Origin of the sequence: Tatumella ptyseos (genome assembly GCF_030552895.1) — a bacterium.
GTDB classification, from domain to species: domain Bacteria; phylum Pseudomonadota; class Gammaproteobacteria; order Enterobacterales; family Enterobacteriaceae; genus Rosenbergiella; species Rosenbergiella ptyseos_A.
The window spans coordinates 1,207,123-1,222,559 of the sequence record NZ_CP130649.1; the positions used below are offsets into that span (position 1 = coordinate 1,207,123).

General features: G+C 45.0%; 14 protein-coding genes. 9 read left to right on the forward strand and 5 right to left on the reverse strand.

All coding sequences use genetic code 11. The features are described 5' to 3' along the window. Window positions 1–11: 11 nt before the first annotated feature. From QJR74_RS05820 to QJR74_RS05845, 6 genes are all read left to right on the forward strand, one after another. On the forward strand, window positions 12–1,343 hold the full coding sequence (locus QJR74_RS05820; RefSeq protein ID WP_304373611.1) for an NAD(P)/FAD-dependent oxidoreductase: 1,332 nt from the start codon (window positions 12–14) through the stop codon (window positions 1,341–1,343). Window positions 1,344–1,353: 10 nt separating this feature from the next. After that, a complete protein-coding gene (locus QJR74_RS05825; RefSeq protein ID WP_304373612.1) occupies window positions 1,354–2,199 on the forward strand; it encodes a GNAT family N-acetyltransferase in 846 nt (281 codons plus the stop codon). After that, window positions 2,199–3,125 (forward strand): 2-hydroxyacid dehydrogenase, encoded by a 927-nt coding sequence (locus QJR74_RS05830; RefSeq protein ID WP_304373613.1) that lies wholly within the window; start codon window positions 2,199–2,201, stop codon window positions 3,123–3,125. Before QJR74_RS05825 ends, QJR74_RS05830 begins: the two co-directional genes overlap by 1 nt. Next, entirely contained in the window at window positions 3,125–4,258 is a 1,134-nt protein-coding gene (locus tag QJR74_RS05835) for an amidohydrolase (protein ID WP_304373614.1), read from the forward strand. The genes QJR74_RS05830 and QJR74_RS05835 overlap by 1 nt, the downstream gene beginning before the upstream one ends. 117 nt (window positions 4,259–4,375) lie before the next feature. Then, window positions 4,376–5,680, forward strand: a complete 1,305-nt coding sequence (gabT, locus tag QJR74_RS05840; RefSeq protein ID WP_441007634.1) for a 4-aminobutyrate--2-oxoglutarate transaminase — start codon at window positions 4,376–4,378, stop codon at window positions 5,678–5,680. Window positions 5,681–5,788: 108 nt separating this feature from the next. Continuing rightward, window positions 5,789–6,313: an Lrp/AsnC family transcriptional regulator gene (locus QJR74_RS05845; RefSeq protein ID WP_304373616.1), complete on the forward strand. Its 525-nt coding sequence runs from the start codon at window positions 5,789–5,791 to the stop codon at window positions 6,311–6,313. 94 nt (window positions 6,314–6,407) lie between these two features. On the opposite strand, the gene QJR74_RS05850 is transcribed toward QJR74_RS05845, so the two are convergent. From QJR74_RS05850 to QJR74_RS05860, 3 genes are all read right to left on the reverse strand, one after another. Further along, complete coding sequence (locus tag QJR74_RS05850; RefSeq protein WP_304373617.1) at window positions 6,408–6,713, reverse strand: hypothetical protein; 306 nt, start codon at window positions 6,711–6,713, stop codon at window positions 6,408–6,410. 85 nt (window positions 6,714–6,798) lie between these two features. Continuing rightward, the gene (locus tag QJR74_RS05855; RefSeq protein WP_304373618.1) at window positions 6,799–7,674 is read right to left on the reverse strand and encodes a transporter; all 876 of its coding nucleotides are present in this window, start codon (window positions 7,672–7,674) and stop codon (window positions 6,799–6,801) included. 55 nt (window positions 7,675–7,729) lie between these two features. After that, window positions 7,730–8,749, reverse strand: a complete 1,020-nt coding sequence (locus QJR74_RS05860; RefSeq protein WP_304373619.1) for a carbon-nitrogen hydrolase family protein — start codon at window positions 8,747–8,749, stop codon at window positions 7,730–7,732. Between the two features lie 156 nt (window positions 8,750–8,905). Between QJR74_RS05860 and QJR74_RS05865 the strand changes: the two genes are divergently transcribed. Beyond that, window positions 8,906–9,868, forward strand: a complete 963-nt coding sequence (locus QJR74_RS05865; protein WP_304373620.1) for a helix-turn-helix domain-containing protein — start codon at window positions 8,906–8,908, stop codon at window positions 9,866–9,868. Window positions 9,869–9,883: 15 nt separating this feature from the next. Here QJR74_RS05865 and QJR74_RS05870 read toward each other — a convergent pair whose 3' ends face one another. After that, entirely contained in the window at window positions 9,884–10,822 is a 939-nt protein-coding gene (locus QJR74_RS05870; RefSeq protein WP_304373621.1) for a LysR family transcriptional regulator, read from the reverse strand. Window positions 10,823–10,962: 140 nt separating this feature from the next. Between QJR74_RS05870 and QJR74_RS05875 the strand changes: the two genes are divergently transcribed. Continuing rightward, on the forward strand, window positions 10,963–12,243 hold the full coding sequence (locus QJR74_RS05875; RefSeq protein ID WP_304373622.1) for an MFS transporter: 1,281 nt from the start codon (window positions 10,963–10,965) through the stop codon (window positions 12,241–12,243). Next, a complete protein-coding gene (locus QJR74_RS05880; RefSeq protein ID WP_304373623.1) occupies window positions 12,233–13,402 on the forward strand; it encodes a M20 aminoacylase family protein in 1,170 nt (389 codons plus the stop codon). The genes QJR74_RS05875 and QJR74_RS05880 overlap by 11 nt, the downstream gene beginning before the upstream one ends. Window positions 13,403–13,447: 45 nt before the next feature. On the opposite strand, the gene QJR74_RS05885 is transcribed toward QJR74_RS05880, so the two are convergent. After that, a complete protein-coding gene (locus tag QJR74_RS05885) occupies window positions 13,448–14,677 on the reverse strand; it encodes a mechanosensitive ion channel family protein (protein ID WP_304373624.1) in 1,230 nt (409 codons plus the stop codon). Window positions 14,678–15,437: the final 760 nt, after the last annotated feature.

Below are 15,437 nucleotides of genomic sequence, written 5' to 3' on the forward strand. Positions count from 1 at the left end.
TCGGGATAGCTATGCCCACACTTATTCAATATGTTCAGGATAGTTTATACCTGCCAGACTCGGCTGATGTAGTCATTCTCGGTGGGGGGATCGCGGGTGCTGCAGCGTGTTGGGAACTTGCACGCCAAGGGGTCAAGGTTGTTTTACTCGAAAAAGGGCTAGTTGGTGCTGAACAATCAAGTCGTAATTGGGGGTGGTGTCGTCAACAAAACCGTGATCAACGAGAGCTACCGTTAATTATCCACGCCTTACGACGTTGGCAGGAACTCAATGAAGAAACGGGCGAGGAATTAGGTTTTCGCAAAACGGGCCTAGTCTATGCCACCTGTAATGAACAAGATATTGCTGCTTGGGATAGATGGAACAACATGGCAAAAAGCTATGATATTCGCAGTAATATATTGAATGCCGAGCAAGCGAAGTTCATGACCCCAGGCAGTACGACGCAGTGGAAAGGTGGGGTGCATTCTCCCGATGATGGACATGCTGAGCCATCAATGGCAGCACCAGGATTAGTGCGTGCGGCGGTACGTAAGGGTGCACAAGTCTTTCAACAATGTGCGGTAAGGGGACTGGATATCAGTGCCGGAAAAGTTAGTGGTGTTATTACCGAACGAGGAATTATTAAAACTTCTAGGGTTATCTGTGCTGCGGGGGCATGGACCTCACTATTTTGCCGTCGACACGGTATCGATCTGCCTTTAGGAAATGTAATAGGTACAGCATTTCGGACTCGACCAATCAAACAAGCTATTGCCTTACCTTTTTATACGGAACGCTTTGCTGTCAGACCACAGATCGATGGTGGATATACCGTATCCGTTTCCGGCAGAGGTCGTCTAGAAGCGGGCTTCCAAGGTCTTAAATATAGTGGTCAGTTTTATTCAACTTTCAAAGCGCGCCGTAAAAATCTCACTATTGTGCCATCGCTGACCCCTTTTATTCGAGGACCTGAGACTTTGGCTTACTGGTCTTTCGATAGTGTTTCTCCCTTTGAAAAAATGCGTATTCTTGACCCGGCTGCTGACCAAGAAATAGTACAAGAAGGTCTCGCCGCAATGGTTAATGAGTTTCCTGAACTAAAGGGGGTTCAAGTGGCCCAGTCTTGGGGAGGCATGATCGATAGTACGCCGGACGCGATTCCAGTCATCAGTGAGGTAAACAAGTTACCTGGGCTAATTCTATCGGCAGGTTATAGCGGTCACGGATTTGGTATCGGCCCAGGAGCGGGTCGCCTTGCAGCTGACTTAGCCATGAATTCAACACCTATTGTGGATCCAACACCCTATCGATATTCACGTTTTATCGACGGAAGTGACCTTGACGCACCTGGGATGATGTAAGGAAAATTTAATGAAGATTCAATTACGTGCTATGCATCATAATGACCTGTCACAGGGTTTTCGATTAAGTCAGCAAGTCAACTGGCCTCATCGTTTAGACGATTGGGAACAAGCGCTATCATTGGGTGAAGGCATTGTTGCGCAGACAGAAAGCGCTATCGTCGGTTGTGCAGTATTGTGGCCTTGGGGAGAACAGCGTAGTACCTTAGGATTAGTGATTGTCGACGCTGCTTATCAAGGTCGAGGTATCGGCAAGTGTTTGATGGAAGGGTTGCTCGAAAAAGTCCCTGAAGGGAATATTCGATTGCATGCAACGGAGATGGGTAAAGGCTTATATGAAAAATACGGTTTTAAAAGACAATGCACTATTTCCCAGCATCAAACCGCACAACTTCCCGCCATTTCCGCACCAGAATTAGCCGCAAATGAATTAGTAAGACCCCTGCAAAAACATGAGTTAACTTCCTTAATTGAACATGATTTTCAGTCTCATGGGTTGTATCGCCCAATGTTATGGCAAAACCTAATTAACAGTGCTGATATCAGGGTATTAGAGAAAAGCGGAATAATTCGAGGTTATATGGCCATACGACAGTTTGGCCGTGGTTATGTTATTGGCCCCTTGTTAGCGGATGATGAGTGTAGCGCTCAAAAACTCTTCTGTTATGGTGCTAGATCGCTTGCAGGTAAATTTGTACGGGTTGACACGTACAGTAATACCGACTTCGCTGACTGGTTAGTGCAGCAGGGACTGCCTTGCGTTGATGCCCCAATCATGATGATACGAGGAGAGCCTTGGATTCGGCCTGAAGGTGCGATGTCAGATTACAGTTTTATGTCACAGGCGATGGGATAATGAGTATCGTTTATCATTCCAGCGCAGAGCGTGGAAAGTTCTGGCAGAGGTGGCTGGCAGAAAATGCTCCAGACCTCGACATGTATCTATGGCCTGAAACGGGAGACCCAACGAAAGTTCGCTATTATGTGGCCTGGGAAATCCCAGACGATCTTCTATCAAGATTTCCTCATCTAGAAGTAATATTTTCCGTCGGGGCAGGTGCTGATCAATTTAGTGCCGATCACGTCCCAGAAGGGGTCAGCGTGGTACGGATGATCGAGCCGGGATTGACCAATGATATGGCAGCGTATGTGACCTTCTCAGTGATTAGTCTCCATCGGAAGATGCCTCGTTATCTCCAACAACAACAACGGAAGCTATGGTTAAAACATGATGCGGTTCCTGCCTCGCAATGTAAAGTAGGTATTCTTGGACTCGGTAACTTGGGGAGTGCTGCAGCTCGAGTTCTTACCCATTTAGGCTATCAATGTTCGGGATGGAGTCGTAATCGAAAACATATTGATGGTGTCGCCAGTTATTTTGGTGATGATCAATTAGCCGCTTTTCTGGCACAGAGCGATATTCTGGTGTGCTTATTACCCTTGACTCATCTTACACGTGGATTATTAAACCGCGATCTCTTCGCTCAATTACCCCGTGGGGCCGGACTTGTCCATGCTGGTCGGGGACAGCAATTAAATCATGAAGATTTAATTGAGGCATTGGAGAGCGGTCAGATTAGTCATGCGGTTATCGATGTGACTGATCCAGAACCGCTACCTGAAGAGCATCCTTTTTGGACTCACCCGTCATTGTGGTTGACCCCCCATATTGCTAGTGAGACCCATGCTGAGAGTTCGGTAAAAGTATTATTCGACAATATCCGTCGTCATGAACAAGGTCGGTCAATGATTGGATTGATCGATATGAACAGGGGGTATTGATGAATATCCAAAAGTGGGTAGATATAAGGCATCATTTACACCAATACCCGGAAACTGGTTTTAACGAACAACATACGGCCGCACTTATTGCTAAGTTGCTGACAGAGTTGGGATTAGAGGTGGAAACAGGTGTCGGCAATACCGGAGTGGTAGGGGTACTTCGGGGAAGATATCAAGGTAGCCGCATGATTGGTTTACGTGCCGATATCGATGCCTTGCCGATGAACGATGAAGGGAAAAGCCAATGGCGAAGTAGCCATATGGGAATTGCACATGCCTGTGGTCATGACGGGCATACCACGATGCTCTTAGCTGCCGCAGAATATCTTGCACAACACCCTAATTTCGAAGGTAGTGTCTGCTTTATTTTTCAACCAGCAGAAGAGGGCCTGGCCGGCGCAAAAGCGATGATCGATGACGGGTTATTTAGGCGTTATCCTTGCGACGCCGTGTATGCCATTCATAACTGGCCTGAGCTGGAATTGGGTGAACTCCGTACCCGTATCGGCCCCATCATGGCAGCCGCAGATCGTTTTGATATAACGCTTGGTGGTGGAGGGGGGCATGCCGCTCAGCCTCACCTCTCAGCGGATACCTTATTGGCGACTAGCGAGCTGGTAGTGTCGTTGAATAGTCTGGTATCAAGAAAGCTCAACCCACATGAATCGGCATTATTAACCGTCACGCAAATACATGGTGGTTTGTCGCACAACATGATTCCAAGTGAAGCATCGATTACCGGTACAATTAGAACCTTTACCTCCGAGGCGAGGGATATCCTAGAGCAACAAGTACGTTTAAAAACTGAGCATATTTGTGCAGCATATGGATTACAAGCCAAGATTCGTTACAACCGTTACTACCCCGCTACCTGTAATTCAGAACGTGAAGTAACTCTTGCACTCAAGGCTGCACAGCAAGCAGGATTATCGGCGAAAGAGGCTGAGCATCCCGCACTGACCTCAGAAGACTTCTCTTTTATGTTACAAGAAAAGCCTGGCGCTTATGTCTGGTTGGGCTCAGGGCCAAGCTATCCCCTACATCATCCAAGTTATGATTTTAATGATGAGGTCATCCCTTATGGCCTTCACTGGTTCTATGAAATTGTTCAATTGGAGCTTGGCAAAATTTAATGGTTTATCGCTATTAAATTAAGTGCTTTATGCCGAAATAACCCTGATTTATACGTTCGATAACAATGCTATCAAAGGTATAAATAATGACTTACTCTCTATGCCTAACAGGAGTTAATGATGAGCGATATGGTAACGGCTACGAATAATGAGATTTGGCTTGACCGTCGAGAAAAAGGCGTTCCCCGTGGTGTCGTGACTGCCCATCCATTAGTAGTTGATCATGCTAGTGGAAGTGAAGTATGGGATACCGATGGTAAACGCTATCTTGATTTTGTAGGAGGTATTGGGGTGTTAAATGTAGGGCATAATCACCCTATGGTAACAGCGGCAGTGAAACGTCAGCTGTCTCAAGTCATGCATGTCTGTTTTCAGGTAGCAGCTTATCCGGTTTATATCAGTTTGGCTGAACGGCTCAATCAATTAATGGATAAAAATACCGCTTTTCAGAGCGTGTTTTTTACTAGTGGAGCCGAAGCAGTTGAAAATGCAGTAAAAATTGCTCGTGGTTATACGAATCGCCCAGGTATTATTGCATTTGATGGCGCTTTTCACGGAAGAACATTACTTGGTACGACTTTAACGGGTATGAGCCAGCCTTATAAACAGAATTTCGGCCCTTTCGCAGGGGGGATTTATCGTCTACCTTTTCCGAACGAGTATCGTCAAATTACTGAGCAGTATTGCCTTCAGGCTCTTGACACCCTCTTCGCTGCAGAAGTATCTCCTGAACAAGTCGCTGCGATAATTATCGAGCCAGTCCAAGGCGATGGGGGGTTTTTACCAGCGCCAACGAGTTTTATGCAAGCATTACGGGAAATTACTCATAAGCACGGTATTTTGTTAATTTGCGACGAAGTACAGACTGGATTTGGTCGGACTGGAAAAATGTTTGCTTTTGAACACTCAGATATCACCCCTGATTTAGTCACTGTTGCTAAGAGTCTTGGTGGTGGGTTACCCATTTCAGGTGTAGTAGGTAAAAAAGACATTATGAACGCTCCACTTCCCGGGGGGCTAGGTGGAACCTATGGTGGAAATGCACTAGCTTGCGCCGCAGCGTTAGCGGTATTGGATGTGATGGAACAAGAAGACTTGTTGTTGCGCAGCATCAAGTCCGGTAAAAAGCTGAATAAGCGGCTGCAACAATTAGCAGAAAAATACCCTTGTATTGGAATGGTGCGCGGTTTGGGCTTTATGCAAGCAGTTGAAATCATCGATCCTGATACGGGTAAAGAAGATGCTGAGCTGACGGCAGCAATTTTAAAGGCTGCTTTTGAAAAAGGACTTCTTTTAATTAAATGTGGTCTTCATCGTAATGTAATTCGTTTCCTTGCTCCGCTTGTTACCACTGATTCTCAGTTAGAAGAAGCGCTACACATCTTTGATATTGCCCTCGCCAAAGCTACAGGGCGTATATAATCTTGATGGCTTTTCAATGATATACCCTCTACTAACAGTATATTTTTACTATTAAGGCATGGTATATCAATATAAATTGAAGACACCAAGGTTCCATCACGAGGTATTATGAACGGTTTACTTAAACTCGATCGACTGGATATCAGTATCCTTTCTCATCTGCAAAAAGATGGACGAATCAGTAATGTTAACCTGGCCGATGCGGTAGGTCTATCCCCAAGCCCTTGTTTACAAAGAGTCAAGCGTTTGGAGGCGGCGGGATTGATTATAGGGTACGAAGCTCATATCAATCTTGTAAAGTTGACTGATTATGTGAATGTTTTCACTGAAGTAACGTTGACTGGTCATCGCCGTGAAGATTTCCAACGATTCGAGCAAGGAATAAAAAAAGTCGATGAGTTAATGGAATGTCACTTAATTACTGGAGGTTACGATTATTTACTTCGCTTTATGACTCGAACTATTGAACACTATCAAGAAGTGATTGAAGGGCTGCTCGACGCAAGCTTGGGAATTGATAAGTATTTTAGTTATATTGTCATTAAATCTCCTGTGATAAAAAATAGCGTGCCATTGAAAAGCTTATTAGATTGGGGGCATCGTGATCGAGATGTAGTTCTTTCGAATTATTAGTTTTCAACTTTACGACTCAAACGCGTCGATGGCCTCAGCGTTAAGACAATATTGTAAGGGATAGCTAAAGCCAGCTCCCCCTACAATTTATTAATCAATGACTGCTCATTCCCACCATAAATTGAGAACAATTAGAATGACTTGAAGCGGCTTGGATCTGCTGTTCGTCTAATTGAAAAGCATCCCCGGCCGCGCTATTCAATAAATATTTTTGTGATGCTTGCCCAAGAGCACGGACTTGATCCTGCGGGATTAACTTATTTTCTACCGCCGCATTAATCACACTACAAGTTCCATTGATCACATTATATTTTCCGACCGTTGCTGAATTTACCAGCCAACCGATCATCCCACCGACTAAAAGACATAAGCATAGTGAGGCAAATTTTTTCAAAGACATCAATATTCCCTTATGTGCGCTTTTGAACGTCTGCTAAGGATAATAGCGATTAATGATAAAAGTTACCAATATGATTAATTCGTCGTTAAAAGAAGGTTGCGAGGCGTAACGTGACATTTTTATCTTGTTTAAAGCCAGACTCCGTATGTTGGTCTTTACCGATCACGATTAAGCCTTGTAAATGAGGCGTAAAGAGATAAGCCATGGATGCACTTAAATAGAAGGTTCTTTGGGTATCCTGTTGATTGATACCGTCAACAGAGGATTCGCCGCCTGATATATAGCCCCCACCCACGCCAAAATGGGAAAGCGGTGAAAAACTATAACGAAGATAGGCTTGGTACTCATAGAGGGGCTTTTCGCGCAAGGTGGCTTTTGACGCGCCATAATCATTATTATGGCTAAACCAACTCACATCTGCTGCGGTATCAACGGCCCAGCGATCCGTAAAATGATGGATATACCCCGCTTGCCAGAGCATTCGCCAACGATTCTCCCCCACATTCAACGCTTTATTATGGTCATAACTACCAGTTGGTAGGTAAAAATAGGGTCCAAAAGAAAAGATATCCCGATGACTGGCGACGGTGGTAAGGAGCGGGGCGGCAAGGATAAAATCTCCGATGCCATGATTGCTGCCCAGTGCTCGCGCGCTACTGCCTGCGGTTAAATCGCCATAGGGCAAAATAAATTGAGGCTGGAGCACCGTACCATCAGAAATGCCAACGGAATGTATAAATCTTAATAGCTCGACTTGTGTCCGTAGCGTAGATGAACTCGACAATTTTTTATCTTGAAGATAGCGTTCGTGACTACTGGAATACTTTGCATAGAGTCCTAGGACGTTACCCCCAGCTGGGATAGGCTCATAATCGCCTGGCGCAATTTCTAAAGCAAAAGCTTTGGTTGCAGTAATACTGACGAGTAAAGCAAGTCCACTATTCTTTAAATTGATGTGCATTATCGTTACCTCAAGCAAGATAAAAGGTAGGCCAGCACTAAGCCAGCCTAGCGATTTAGCAATGATCGTTGGGTAAGGAGGGGGATTCTTCCAAGGGATCAAGCGTTGTAGTGCTGACGGGACTTTCACTAAACGGCATGACACAAGGACTGGGTTTATTGTTAAACAATAAACGCATCACGTCAGGGCGAGAATAATGGCCGACGGGATCTGCCGCTGATTTTGCAAAAATGAGAGCGGTAGGGTCGAGTGTTGCATAGAGGATACCCTCCTCATGCTCCCCTAAGGGGGTGGCGAGCTCTGCACCATCCGGCCCGAAGATTCGTGCGTGGCCGCCCCCGGCTTCAAGCATACTGAGTTTGAGATCATCGTCGCATAACATTTCCAGCATCTCTGGCGAAACGATGGCACAAGGAGAAATAACAAAACATTGGCCTTCCGCCGCATAAAGTCGGGAAGCAGCAATATTGACCTCTGGTCCTAATGCTGCAGTGCCTTCGCGATACAGACTGAAGCTGGGCCATGCACCAATATGGATCTCCTCGTGTTGGGAGTACATGGCGTAGCGCGTCAGGGGCTGTAAATGCTCCCAGCAGCACAATGCGCCGAGGGTACCTAATGGCGTATCGAAAGTCCGAATCGAGGAGCCATCACTTTCGCCGAAGAGAATACGTTCAACATGTGTCGCTTTGAGTTTACGTCGACGACCAACCGTTTCACCTTGGTCGCTAATAATCCACTGCCCAATATAGAGAGAACCGTGATCCTTTTCACTGTATCCCAAGACCACATGGATATTATTCTTTTTGGCCGCTTCGCGAATCTTCGTTGCCTGTTCACTCTCTAACTGTAACGAATTGTCATGATACTGCTTCACCCAATGCATATAAGCGGCTGGAGCACTGAGCCACAGAAACCAAGGATATCCAGGTATCCAAGTTTCAGGAAAAGCGATTAGACTGGCCCCATTTTGAGCGGCCTCTTCGATCAAACGGATGGTTTTGTCCACTGTTGCATTAAGATCTAGGAAAACGGGTGCTGCTTGAACGCAGGCGACTTTAACTGGCGCTTTCATAATAACTCTCCTATCAGGTGTTTTTACCAGCATAGGCTTGACGGCTGAACACTAAGTAGGACGAGAAGGAATAGATTATTGACTCACAACGCGGCAGGCGGGAGACAGGTATAAAACTTGCATAAGAATAATCAATGATGTGGTCAGATGAGGTGAATGATGATAACCCAGTTTACTACTGCACAATTACCCCCCAAAGAAAGGCATGATTACTGGCAAGAAGTGGTTTGCAATACGTTTGTCCCTTTAGCCTGTACACTCAATGATATGAACGATTTTAGTGCAAGCCTAGAAATTCGTGAGCTGGCGGAAGTGAAGGTGGTATCGATAGAGGCTTCGCCTCAGCTCGTGGAGCGGGGTAAAGAACATCGGTTTTCTTGTTCCGATGAATATATCTTACTGAGTCTAGCCCAAAGAGGTCGGGCAGGTATTCGCCAAGATAACCGTGAGGTCACTCTGTCAGCAGGTGAATTTAGCCTCTATGATACGCGCAAACCTTATCAATTATCTTTCACTGATCCATTCAAGCAAATAGTGGTGCGCATCCCCTATAAAGCGGTCATCGATCGTACGGGGCCCATCGATCATCTCACCGCGAGGCCTTTCTCTAATCAACAACCTTTCGGACGTTTAGCATATGATTTTTTTATGGGCGTTGCGGCCTTACCCGCAGGGCAGTCAGCGAAAACGCTAGGGAAAATCGCCGAACAAAGTATCGATTTATTGGCCATGGCGGTCTCGCCTCTCCTTCATCAAGAGAAAGCGACCACCCTTAGCCGTAATACGCTGCTTTATCGTATTAAACAGCATATTGCGACGCATCTCGATAGTCCCGAATTAACGCTTACTCAAGTAAGCCAGTTTTTTGGTATTTCTAGCCGATATGTAAACCAATTATTCAATGACGAACAGACCTCATTTGGACGCTATGTACTGGCGACACGCTTAGAAAGCTGCGCCGCGAGGCTTAGTCAAACACACTATGATCATCTAACCGTAAGTAGTATTGCGTATCGCTTTGGTTTTTATGATATGGCCTACTTTAGCCGGGCGTTTAAAGCGCGTTTTGGTATAACGGCTAAGGCCTACCGTAGAGAGAGCCGATACCCTGATACGTAAATCAACAATAGCAATCTACGGATGATGGGCGAGAAACTGTTCTGGTCCCTCTTGTTGTAACCACTGCTCTGTTTGGTGGCGAAGAATTTCAATAAAGTGCTGGGTTAAACTGCTATTACGACCCAGTGTCGCCGAAATAATACTGACTTGAGTGAGGGGGAGGGTTTCATTAATCGCTATTTTGCGAAGTCGTGGATTCTGAGTTAAAAGGGGCAAGCCAGCCGTCGACCAGATACTGAGCATGGTTGAATTTTCTAGCAAATATTGCGTCACTTCAGGGGACGAACAGTGAATAACATTCTGCGGTAAGGGCAAATTATACCTTGCGCAAAGCTGAGAGAGTAATGAAGGTTGTTGGGGTTCGTCCCAATCAATCCACGGGAAAGTTAATAATTTTTTGAGTGAGGTGGGGTGTTTGATGGGATGGTTATTCCCCGCGATGATAAAATTTCCTAGAGAATAGAGTAATTCGCTTTCCAGCCCCTCTTCAACAACATTATCACTACGACTCACCACGGCTACGTCCAGCTCTTTTTGTGTAATCTTACGCTGTAAAATAGGCGGCCGATTCTGCTGCGTAATAATCTTCACATTGGGGTACTGTTGTTGAAAAGCCAATACACTTTTTGCCAGCGGGCCATAACTGGTTGCCGACGTAAAACCAATACGAAGTTGACGCATGGCGTTGCCGAGTAAATGGTCAATTTCTTCTCTGGCATGATGGAGAGATTGGTCGATAGCTTTAGCGTGGCGAATGAGTACCTGGCCATATTCATTTAATTCAATCCCTCGTGCATGCCGCAGTAATATGGGTAGACCTATCTCGTCTTCAATATCGGCTATAGTTTTACTGATGGCGGGCTGGGTTAATCCTAATGACTTTGCTGCTTTACCAAAACTTCCCTGCGCGGCAACTTCTAATAAAATATTCAATTGATGTAATTTAATACGCATTCTACATCCCACTTTTATAGTGCATCGATGCACAAATTTAGCACCTAATTGATAACCAAAGTCATCACTATTTTTTATGATTGCAGTGAATTATGTTTATGGCAAAGTGAAGATCCCATTCAATCACGGAATCGTTCTCTATGACTGATTTATCGCGCCGTAAATCATTATTTGCCGTCACGCTCGGCAATGGCTTAGAAATTTATGATTTTGCTGTCTACAGTTTTTTCTCAGTGATTATTGGCCATCTTTTCTTTCCTGCAGAGAATGCGACACTCTCCCTGTTATTATCTGTTGCCACCTTTGGCATCGGATTTTTGGTGCGACCATTGGGCAGTATTATCTTAGGGCAATATGCTGACCGCCATGGAAGAAAAGCCGCGTTACAGCGTATCATGTTACTGATGGGGCTAGGGGCAATGCTGGTGGCAGTAGCCCCAACTTGGCAGCAAGCGGGTATTTGGGGACCCATTATTCTCGTGACGGGACGCCTGATTCAAGGTTTCTCCGCCGGTGGAGAAATTGGTGCAGCAACCAGTTGGTTGCTGGAAGCGGGTGAGGGACAGTCTCGGGCGCAACGGGTTAGCTGGCAGATGGTAAGTCAAGGAGCGGCTGCACTCAGTGGGGCGATAACCGGGTTTATCCTCAGTCACTCCTTATCGATTGATGCGCTTTATAGCTGGGGATGGCGAGTTCCTTTTATAGTAGGGCTTCTTATTATTCCCCTTGGGTTTTATATGCGCTCAGCGCTACCGGAAACACACTTCACTGAGCCAGCAACCGTTAAGGCGAGTTCTTCCCTCGGATTACTCATTAAACAACACAGCCGTAAACTCATTCTCGGTATTTTGCTGGTGATGAAGAGTACGACTAGCTTCTACATCATTGTCTACTATCTTCCTGCTTACATGGTCAATACGCTTGCGTATCCAGCGAGTCAGTCTTACTGGTTAAGTATGGGGGCAGCCTTAATTACCCTTGTCGCGCCGTTTTTTTTAGGTAAGTTCATTGATCGTGTTGCCAATCTGCGGGGCATTATGTTGTTCAGCATAGTGATTTCAACCGTACTGACGCTACCCATTTTCTTAGCCATTATTCATCATCTATCACTACCCCTGACGTTGACACTCATCGGTGTAGATCAAGTTATGGCTAACCTTTATGCCGTAGCGTTTTTTGTATTGATATTAGAGGCCTTCCCTGCGCCGTTGCGCGCATCAGCACTCTCGGTGATTTATGCTTTTGGCGTCACATTGTTCGGGGGATTTGCCCAGTTTAACGTTACTTTCCTACTCGATTTAACGCACAACGCCTTAGCCCCTTGTGCTTATTTGGTTCTCTGTGGCGTCATTTCATTGGGTGCCATCTACTTTTGGAAAACAAAGGCCTCATCAAAAATGGAGCAGCTATATGTTAATTAAAGAGATACTTGAACATGAAGCGCAAATGATTGCACTACGTCATGATTTCCATGCGCACCCTGAACTCGGTTTCGAAGAATACCGAACGAGCGACGTTATTGCTGAGTTACTCGTAAAATGGGGCTATACGATTGAACGGGGAATAGGAAAAACGGGAATTGTTGGAACCTTGACTGTGGGCAATGGTGGGAAGCGCCTAGGTATTCGTGCAGACATGGATGCGCTTCCTATGCAAGAGTTAGCCGAGGTCGAGTACGCCAGCCAATATCCCGGCAAAATGCATGCCTGTGGCCATGATGGGCATTGTGCCATTCTGCTTTCTGCGGCAAAGTACCTGGCCGAAACCCGCCGTTTTTCCGGGACATTACGCGTTATCTTTCAACCTTCTGAAGAGTCCATCGGCGGGGCTAGAGTGATGATTGAAGAAGGTTTATTCCAACGTTTTCCTTGTGATGCCATATTTGGTTTACACAATTATCCGCTGTTACCCGCTGGGCACTTTTTCACCAAGTCAGGACCACTGATGGCGTCGTCTGACAGTTTCACGGTAACACTTTCAGGTAAAGGCGGGCACGGCTCGGCGCCAGAACATTGCCTTGATCCGCTGCCCTGTGCGGCGAATATTGTGCTGGCGTTACAGACCATTGTCAGTCGCCATATCGATCCTCAAATCCCGGCCGTGGTGACGGTAGGTAGCGTGCAAGCGGGATCTACCCACAATATTATTCCTGACAGTGTGGTCATCAAAATTAATACTCGCTCCTTTTGTCCAGCGACTCGGGCAGAGATTGAAAAACAGATTCGTCATATCGTAACGAGCCAAGCGACCAGCTATCACTTGACCGCGAGTATTGATAAAGTGTTTGGCTATCCTGCCACCATTAATGACCCTGAACAGACCGCCTTTGCACTAGCGATTGCCCGTCAAACGGTGGGAGAAGAGTGTGTAGGCGATCCTGAAGAGTTTGAGCCTCTGATGGGGAGTGAGGATTTTTCATTTATGCTGCAGGAGATACCGGGCTGCTACCTTATGCTTGGTACGGGTAAGGCAGAAGGCGACAATTATTCTGTCCATCATCCGCGCTATGAATTTAATGATGAATGTATCGCTATTGGGGCAAGCTATTGGGCGCGTCTCACTGAATCCTTCTTAAACTAAAAAGTGTATCGCTACCTATTATTTAGGTAGCGATACGCCGTTAGGTTATTCATCACCCATCACACGCGACATTTCCATCGGCAAAGCGCTCGTAATATCACGCCCAGAAGGGCGCTGGAAAATCCCTAACTGGAAAAATCCTGCGGTCGCATACATGAACTCGAATATTTGGGATTGTGTCTCCTCGTACTCGTTCCAGAAGACGTTGGACGTAAAACAATAGATTTCAATAGGGAGCCCTTCAGCAGTGGGGCTGAGTTGGCGCACCACCACATACATATCGTTACAGATATCTTCTCTCTGCCGTAAATAACTCAAAATATAGCCACGATAAAGGCCTAAATTGGTTATGCCTTGATTAGAGGAAAGGGCGAGATTTTGGCGGATGTAGTCTGCGATTTTGTCACCGATCACTGAACCTTGTTCGTCAAGGGTTTCGGCTAAGGCAAGCGTAGCAAACGCGATACTCGATTGATCGATAAAAAAGCTCCGTTTGATGCGTCTTCCCCCTGAAGCAAACATCGGCTGCCAGTTGGTGTAAGTCTCGGTAATGAAGTTTTTAGTTGGCACTTGGGATAGCGTGTTATCCCAATTGCGAATGGTGATGGTATGTAAGGCAATATCGGTTACCTCACCACTGATATTGGCGACGGGCATTTCAATCCAATCTCCCAGTTGGATAACATGGGAGGAGGAGACTTGTATATTGGCGACAAGTGAGATGAGCGTATGTTGGAAAACCAGCATCAATACTGCGGCAATGGCTCCCAAACTAGAAATGATAATACCGGGTGATTTATTGGATAATGTTGCGATAACCAATATTGTCGCGATAGATGACACAACAATTTTACCGATCTGTACGTATCCCTTGATTGATCCGGCTTTGGAGCCATGTTTACGGGCATAGACGTCTTTGGTGGTATCCAATAACTCATTAATTAACATCGTAATATTTACGATAAACAGCACACCACAAATCGTTCTTATCGCCTCAACGAGCCCTTCCGACAGTCCAGGTATCAGTTGTGAGAGGAAATAAACGGTGACGACCGGAATAATATTGGCCAATCTTCGGGTAATTCGTAGGTCTTTTTTCTGTGTATCACGTTGACTATTAGTATGCAGAATAAATTTTCTTACGATGCTAAGTAAGAAGAATTTACAGATAACAGAGGAAACAAACCCCGCGAGTAGCATCAACGTCACGGCGAGTAGGGAGTAGGTCACAGGGTTGTTAAGTATCCAGTGCCACAGGATCAAAAGGTCTTGCATGAGAACACTCAGTAGTTGTCGACGTTAAGGGGGGCGATCATTAAATTTTTTTTAGTTTTTTTCTAGCCTAAAAATGGTTTATCTCCTGTAGCACCCCAATTTCCAGCATAAATTCTCTTCGTACTTTGGCATTTCCAATAAGGAAAATGCATAAAAATCACGTTAAGAACGTTAGTTATGCAACAAGGGATTAATAAAATAAATCCAGGGAGAGGCTAAACCACTCGTCAATGACGAAACAATTCGTTATTAATTATGGGGTGTTTTAAAGTGTAATGGCGCTTAGTTTGATTAAGATCAATATTAGGAAAAGGGAAGGGAGTTTTTTAAGATCTCTCTTTTATTGATTTTAATCAAATTAATTAGCGAGATGATCAGGGTGGTAATTTTTCTTTGATTATTTGTGCGCATAGATTTATGGGTAATCTTTTATTTTTTGTAAAAAATCACTGACAAACCCCCATTGAAAACGCCTTATATTTATTAATAAATAGTTTTTTAGATATCAGGGGTTATTAAAAAACCTTAAAAATCAGTGGTGAATGTTATATGTATTGATGTACATCAATTTATCTTATTAATATATTTAATATTTACATAATTGATTGTGTTAATTATCGCCTATGGCTGATTATTTCCTTTTTTGATAAGATTATTTCTAAATAAGCATCCTCATTCTGAGGTTTAAAAGCATTATTTCGATTAGAAAATGAATAATTAGTCGTGGTGGTTTTTACGCTAAAAACTATGACATCTTTCG

Bases quoted from the DNA above. Each gene is read 5' to 3' on its own strand.
- QJR74_RS05825 (WP_304373612.1), top strand. From the start codon at position 1,354: ATGAAGATTCAATTACGTGCTATGCATCATAATGACCTGTCACAGGGT.
- QJR74_RS05835 (WP_304373614.1), top strand. From the start codon at position 3,125: ATGAATATCCAAAAGTGGGTAGATATAAGGCATCATTTACACCAATAC.
- QJR74_RS05860 (WP_304373619.1), bottom strand. From the start codon at position 8,749: ATGAAAGCGCCAGTTAAAGTCGCCTGCGTTCAAGCAGCACCCGTTTTC.
- QJR74_RS05870 (WP_304373621.1), bottom strand. From the start codon at position 10,822: ATGCGTATTAAATTACATCAATTGAATATTTTATTAGAAGTTGCCGCG.
- QJR74_RS05855 (WP_304373618.1), bottom strand. From the start codon at position 7,674: ATGCACATCAATTTAAAGAATAGTGGACTTGCTTTACTCGTCAGTATT.
- QJR74_RS05850 (WP_304373617.1), bottom strand. From the start codon at position 6,713: ATGTCTTTGAAAAAATTTGCCTCACTATGCTTATGTCTTTTAGTCGGT.
- QJR74_RS05875 (WP_304373622.1), top strand. From the start codon at position 10,963: ATGACTGATTTATCGCGCCGTAAATCATTATTTGCCGTCACGCTCGGC.
- QJR74_RS05820 (WP_304373611.1), top strand. From the start codon at position 12: ATGCCCACACTTATTCAATATGTTCAGGATAGTTTATACCTGCCAGAC.
- gabT (WP_441007634.1), top strand. From the start codon at position 4,376: ATGATGAGCGATATGGTAACGGCTACGAATAATGAGATTTGGCTTGAC.
- QJR74_RS05830 (WP_304373613.1), top strand. From the start codon at position 2,199: ATGAGTATCGTTTATCATTCCAGCGCAGAGCGTGGAAAGTTCTGGCAG.
- QJR74_RS05865 (WP_304373620.1), top strand. From the start codon at position 8,906: ATGATGATAACCCAGTTTACTACTGCACAATTACCCCCCAAAGAAAGG.
- QJR74_RS05880 (WP_304373623.1), top strand. From the start codon at position 12,233: ATGTTAATTAAAGAGATACTTGAACATGAAGCGCAAATGATTGCACTA.
- QJR74_RS05885 (WP_304373624.1), bottom strand. From the start codon at position 14,677: ATGCAAGACCTTTTGATCCTGTGGCACTGGATACTTAACAACCCTGTG.
- QJR74_RS05845 (WP_304373616.1), top strand. From the start codon at position 5,789: ATGAACGGTTTACTTAAACTCGATCGACTGGATATCAGTATCCTTTCT.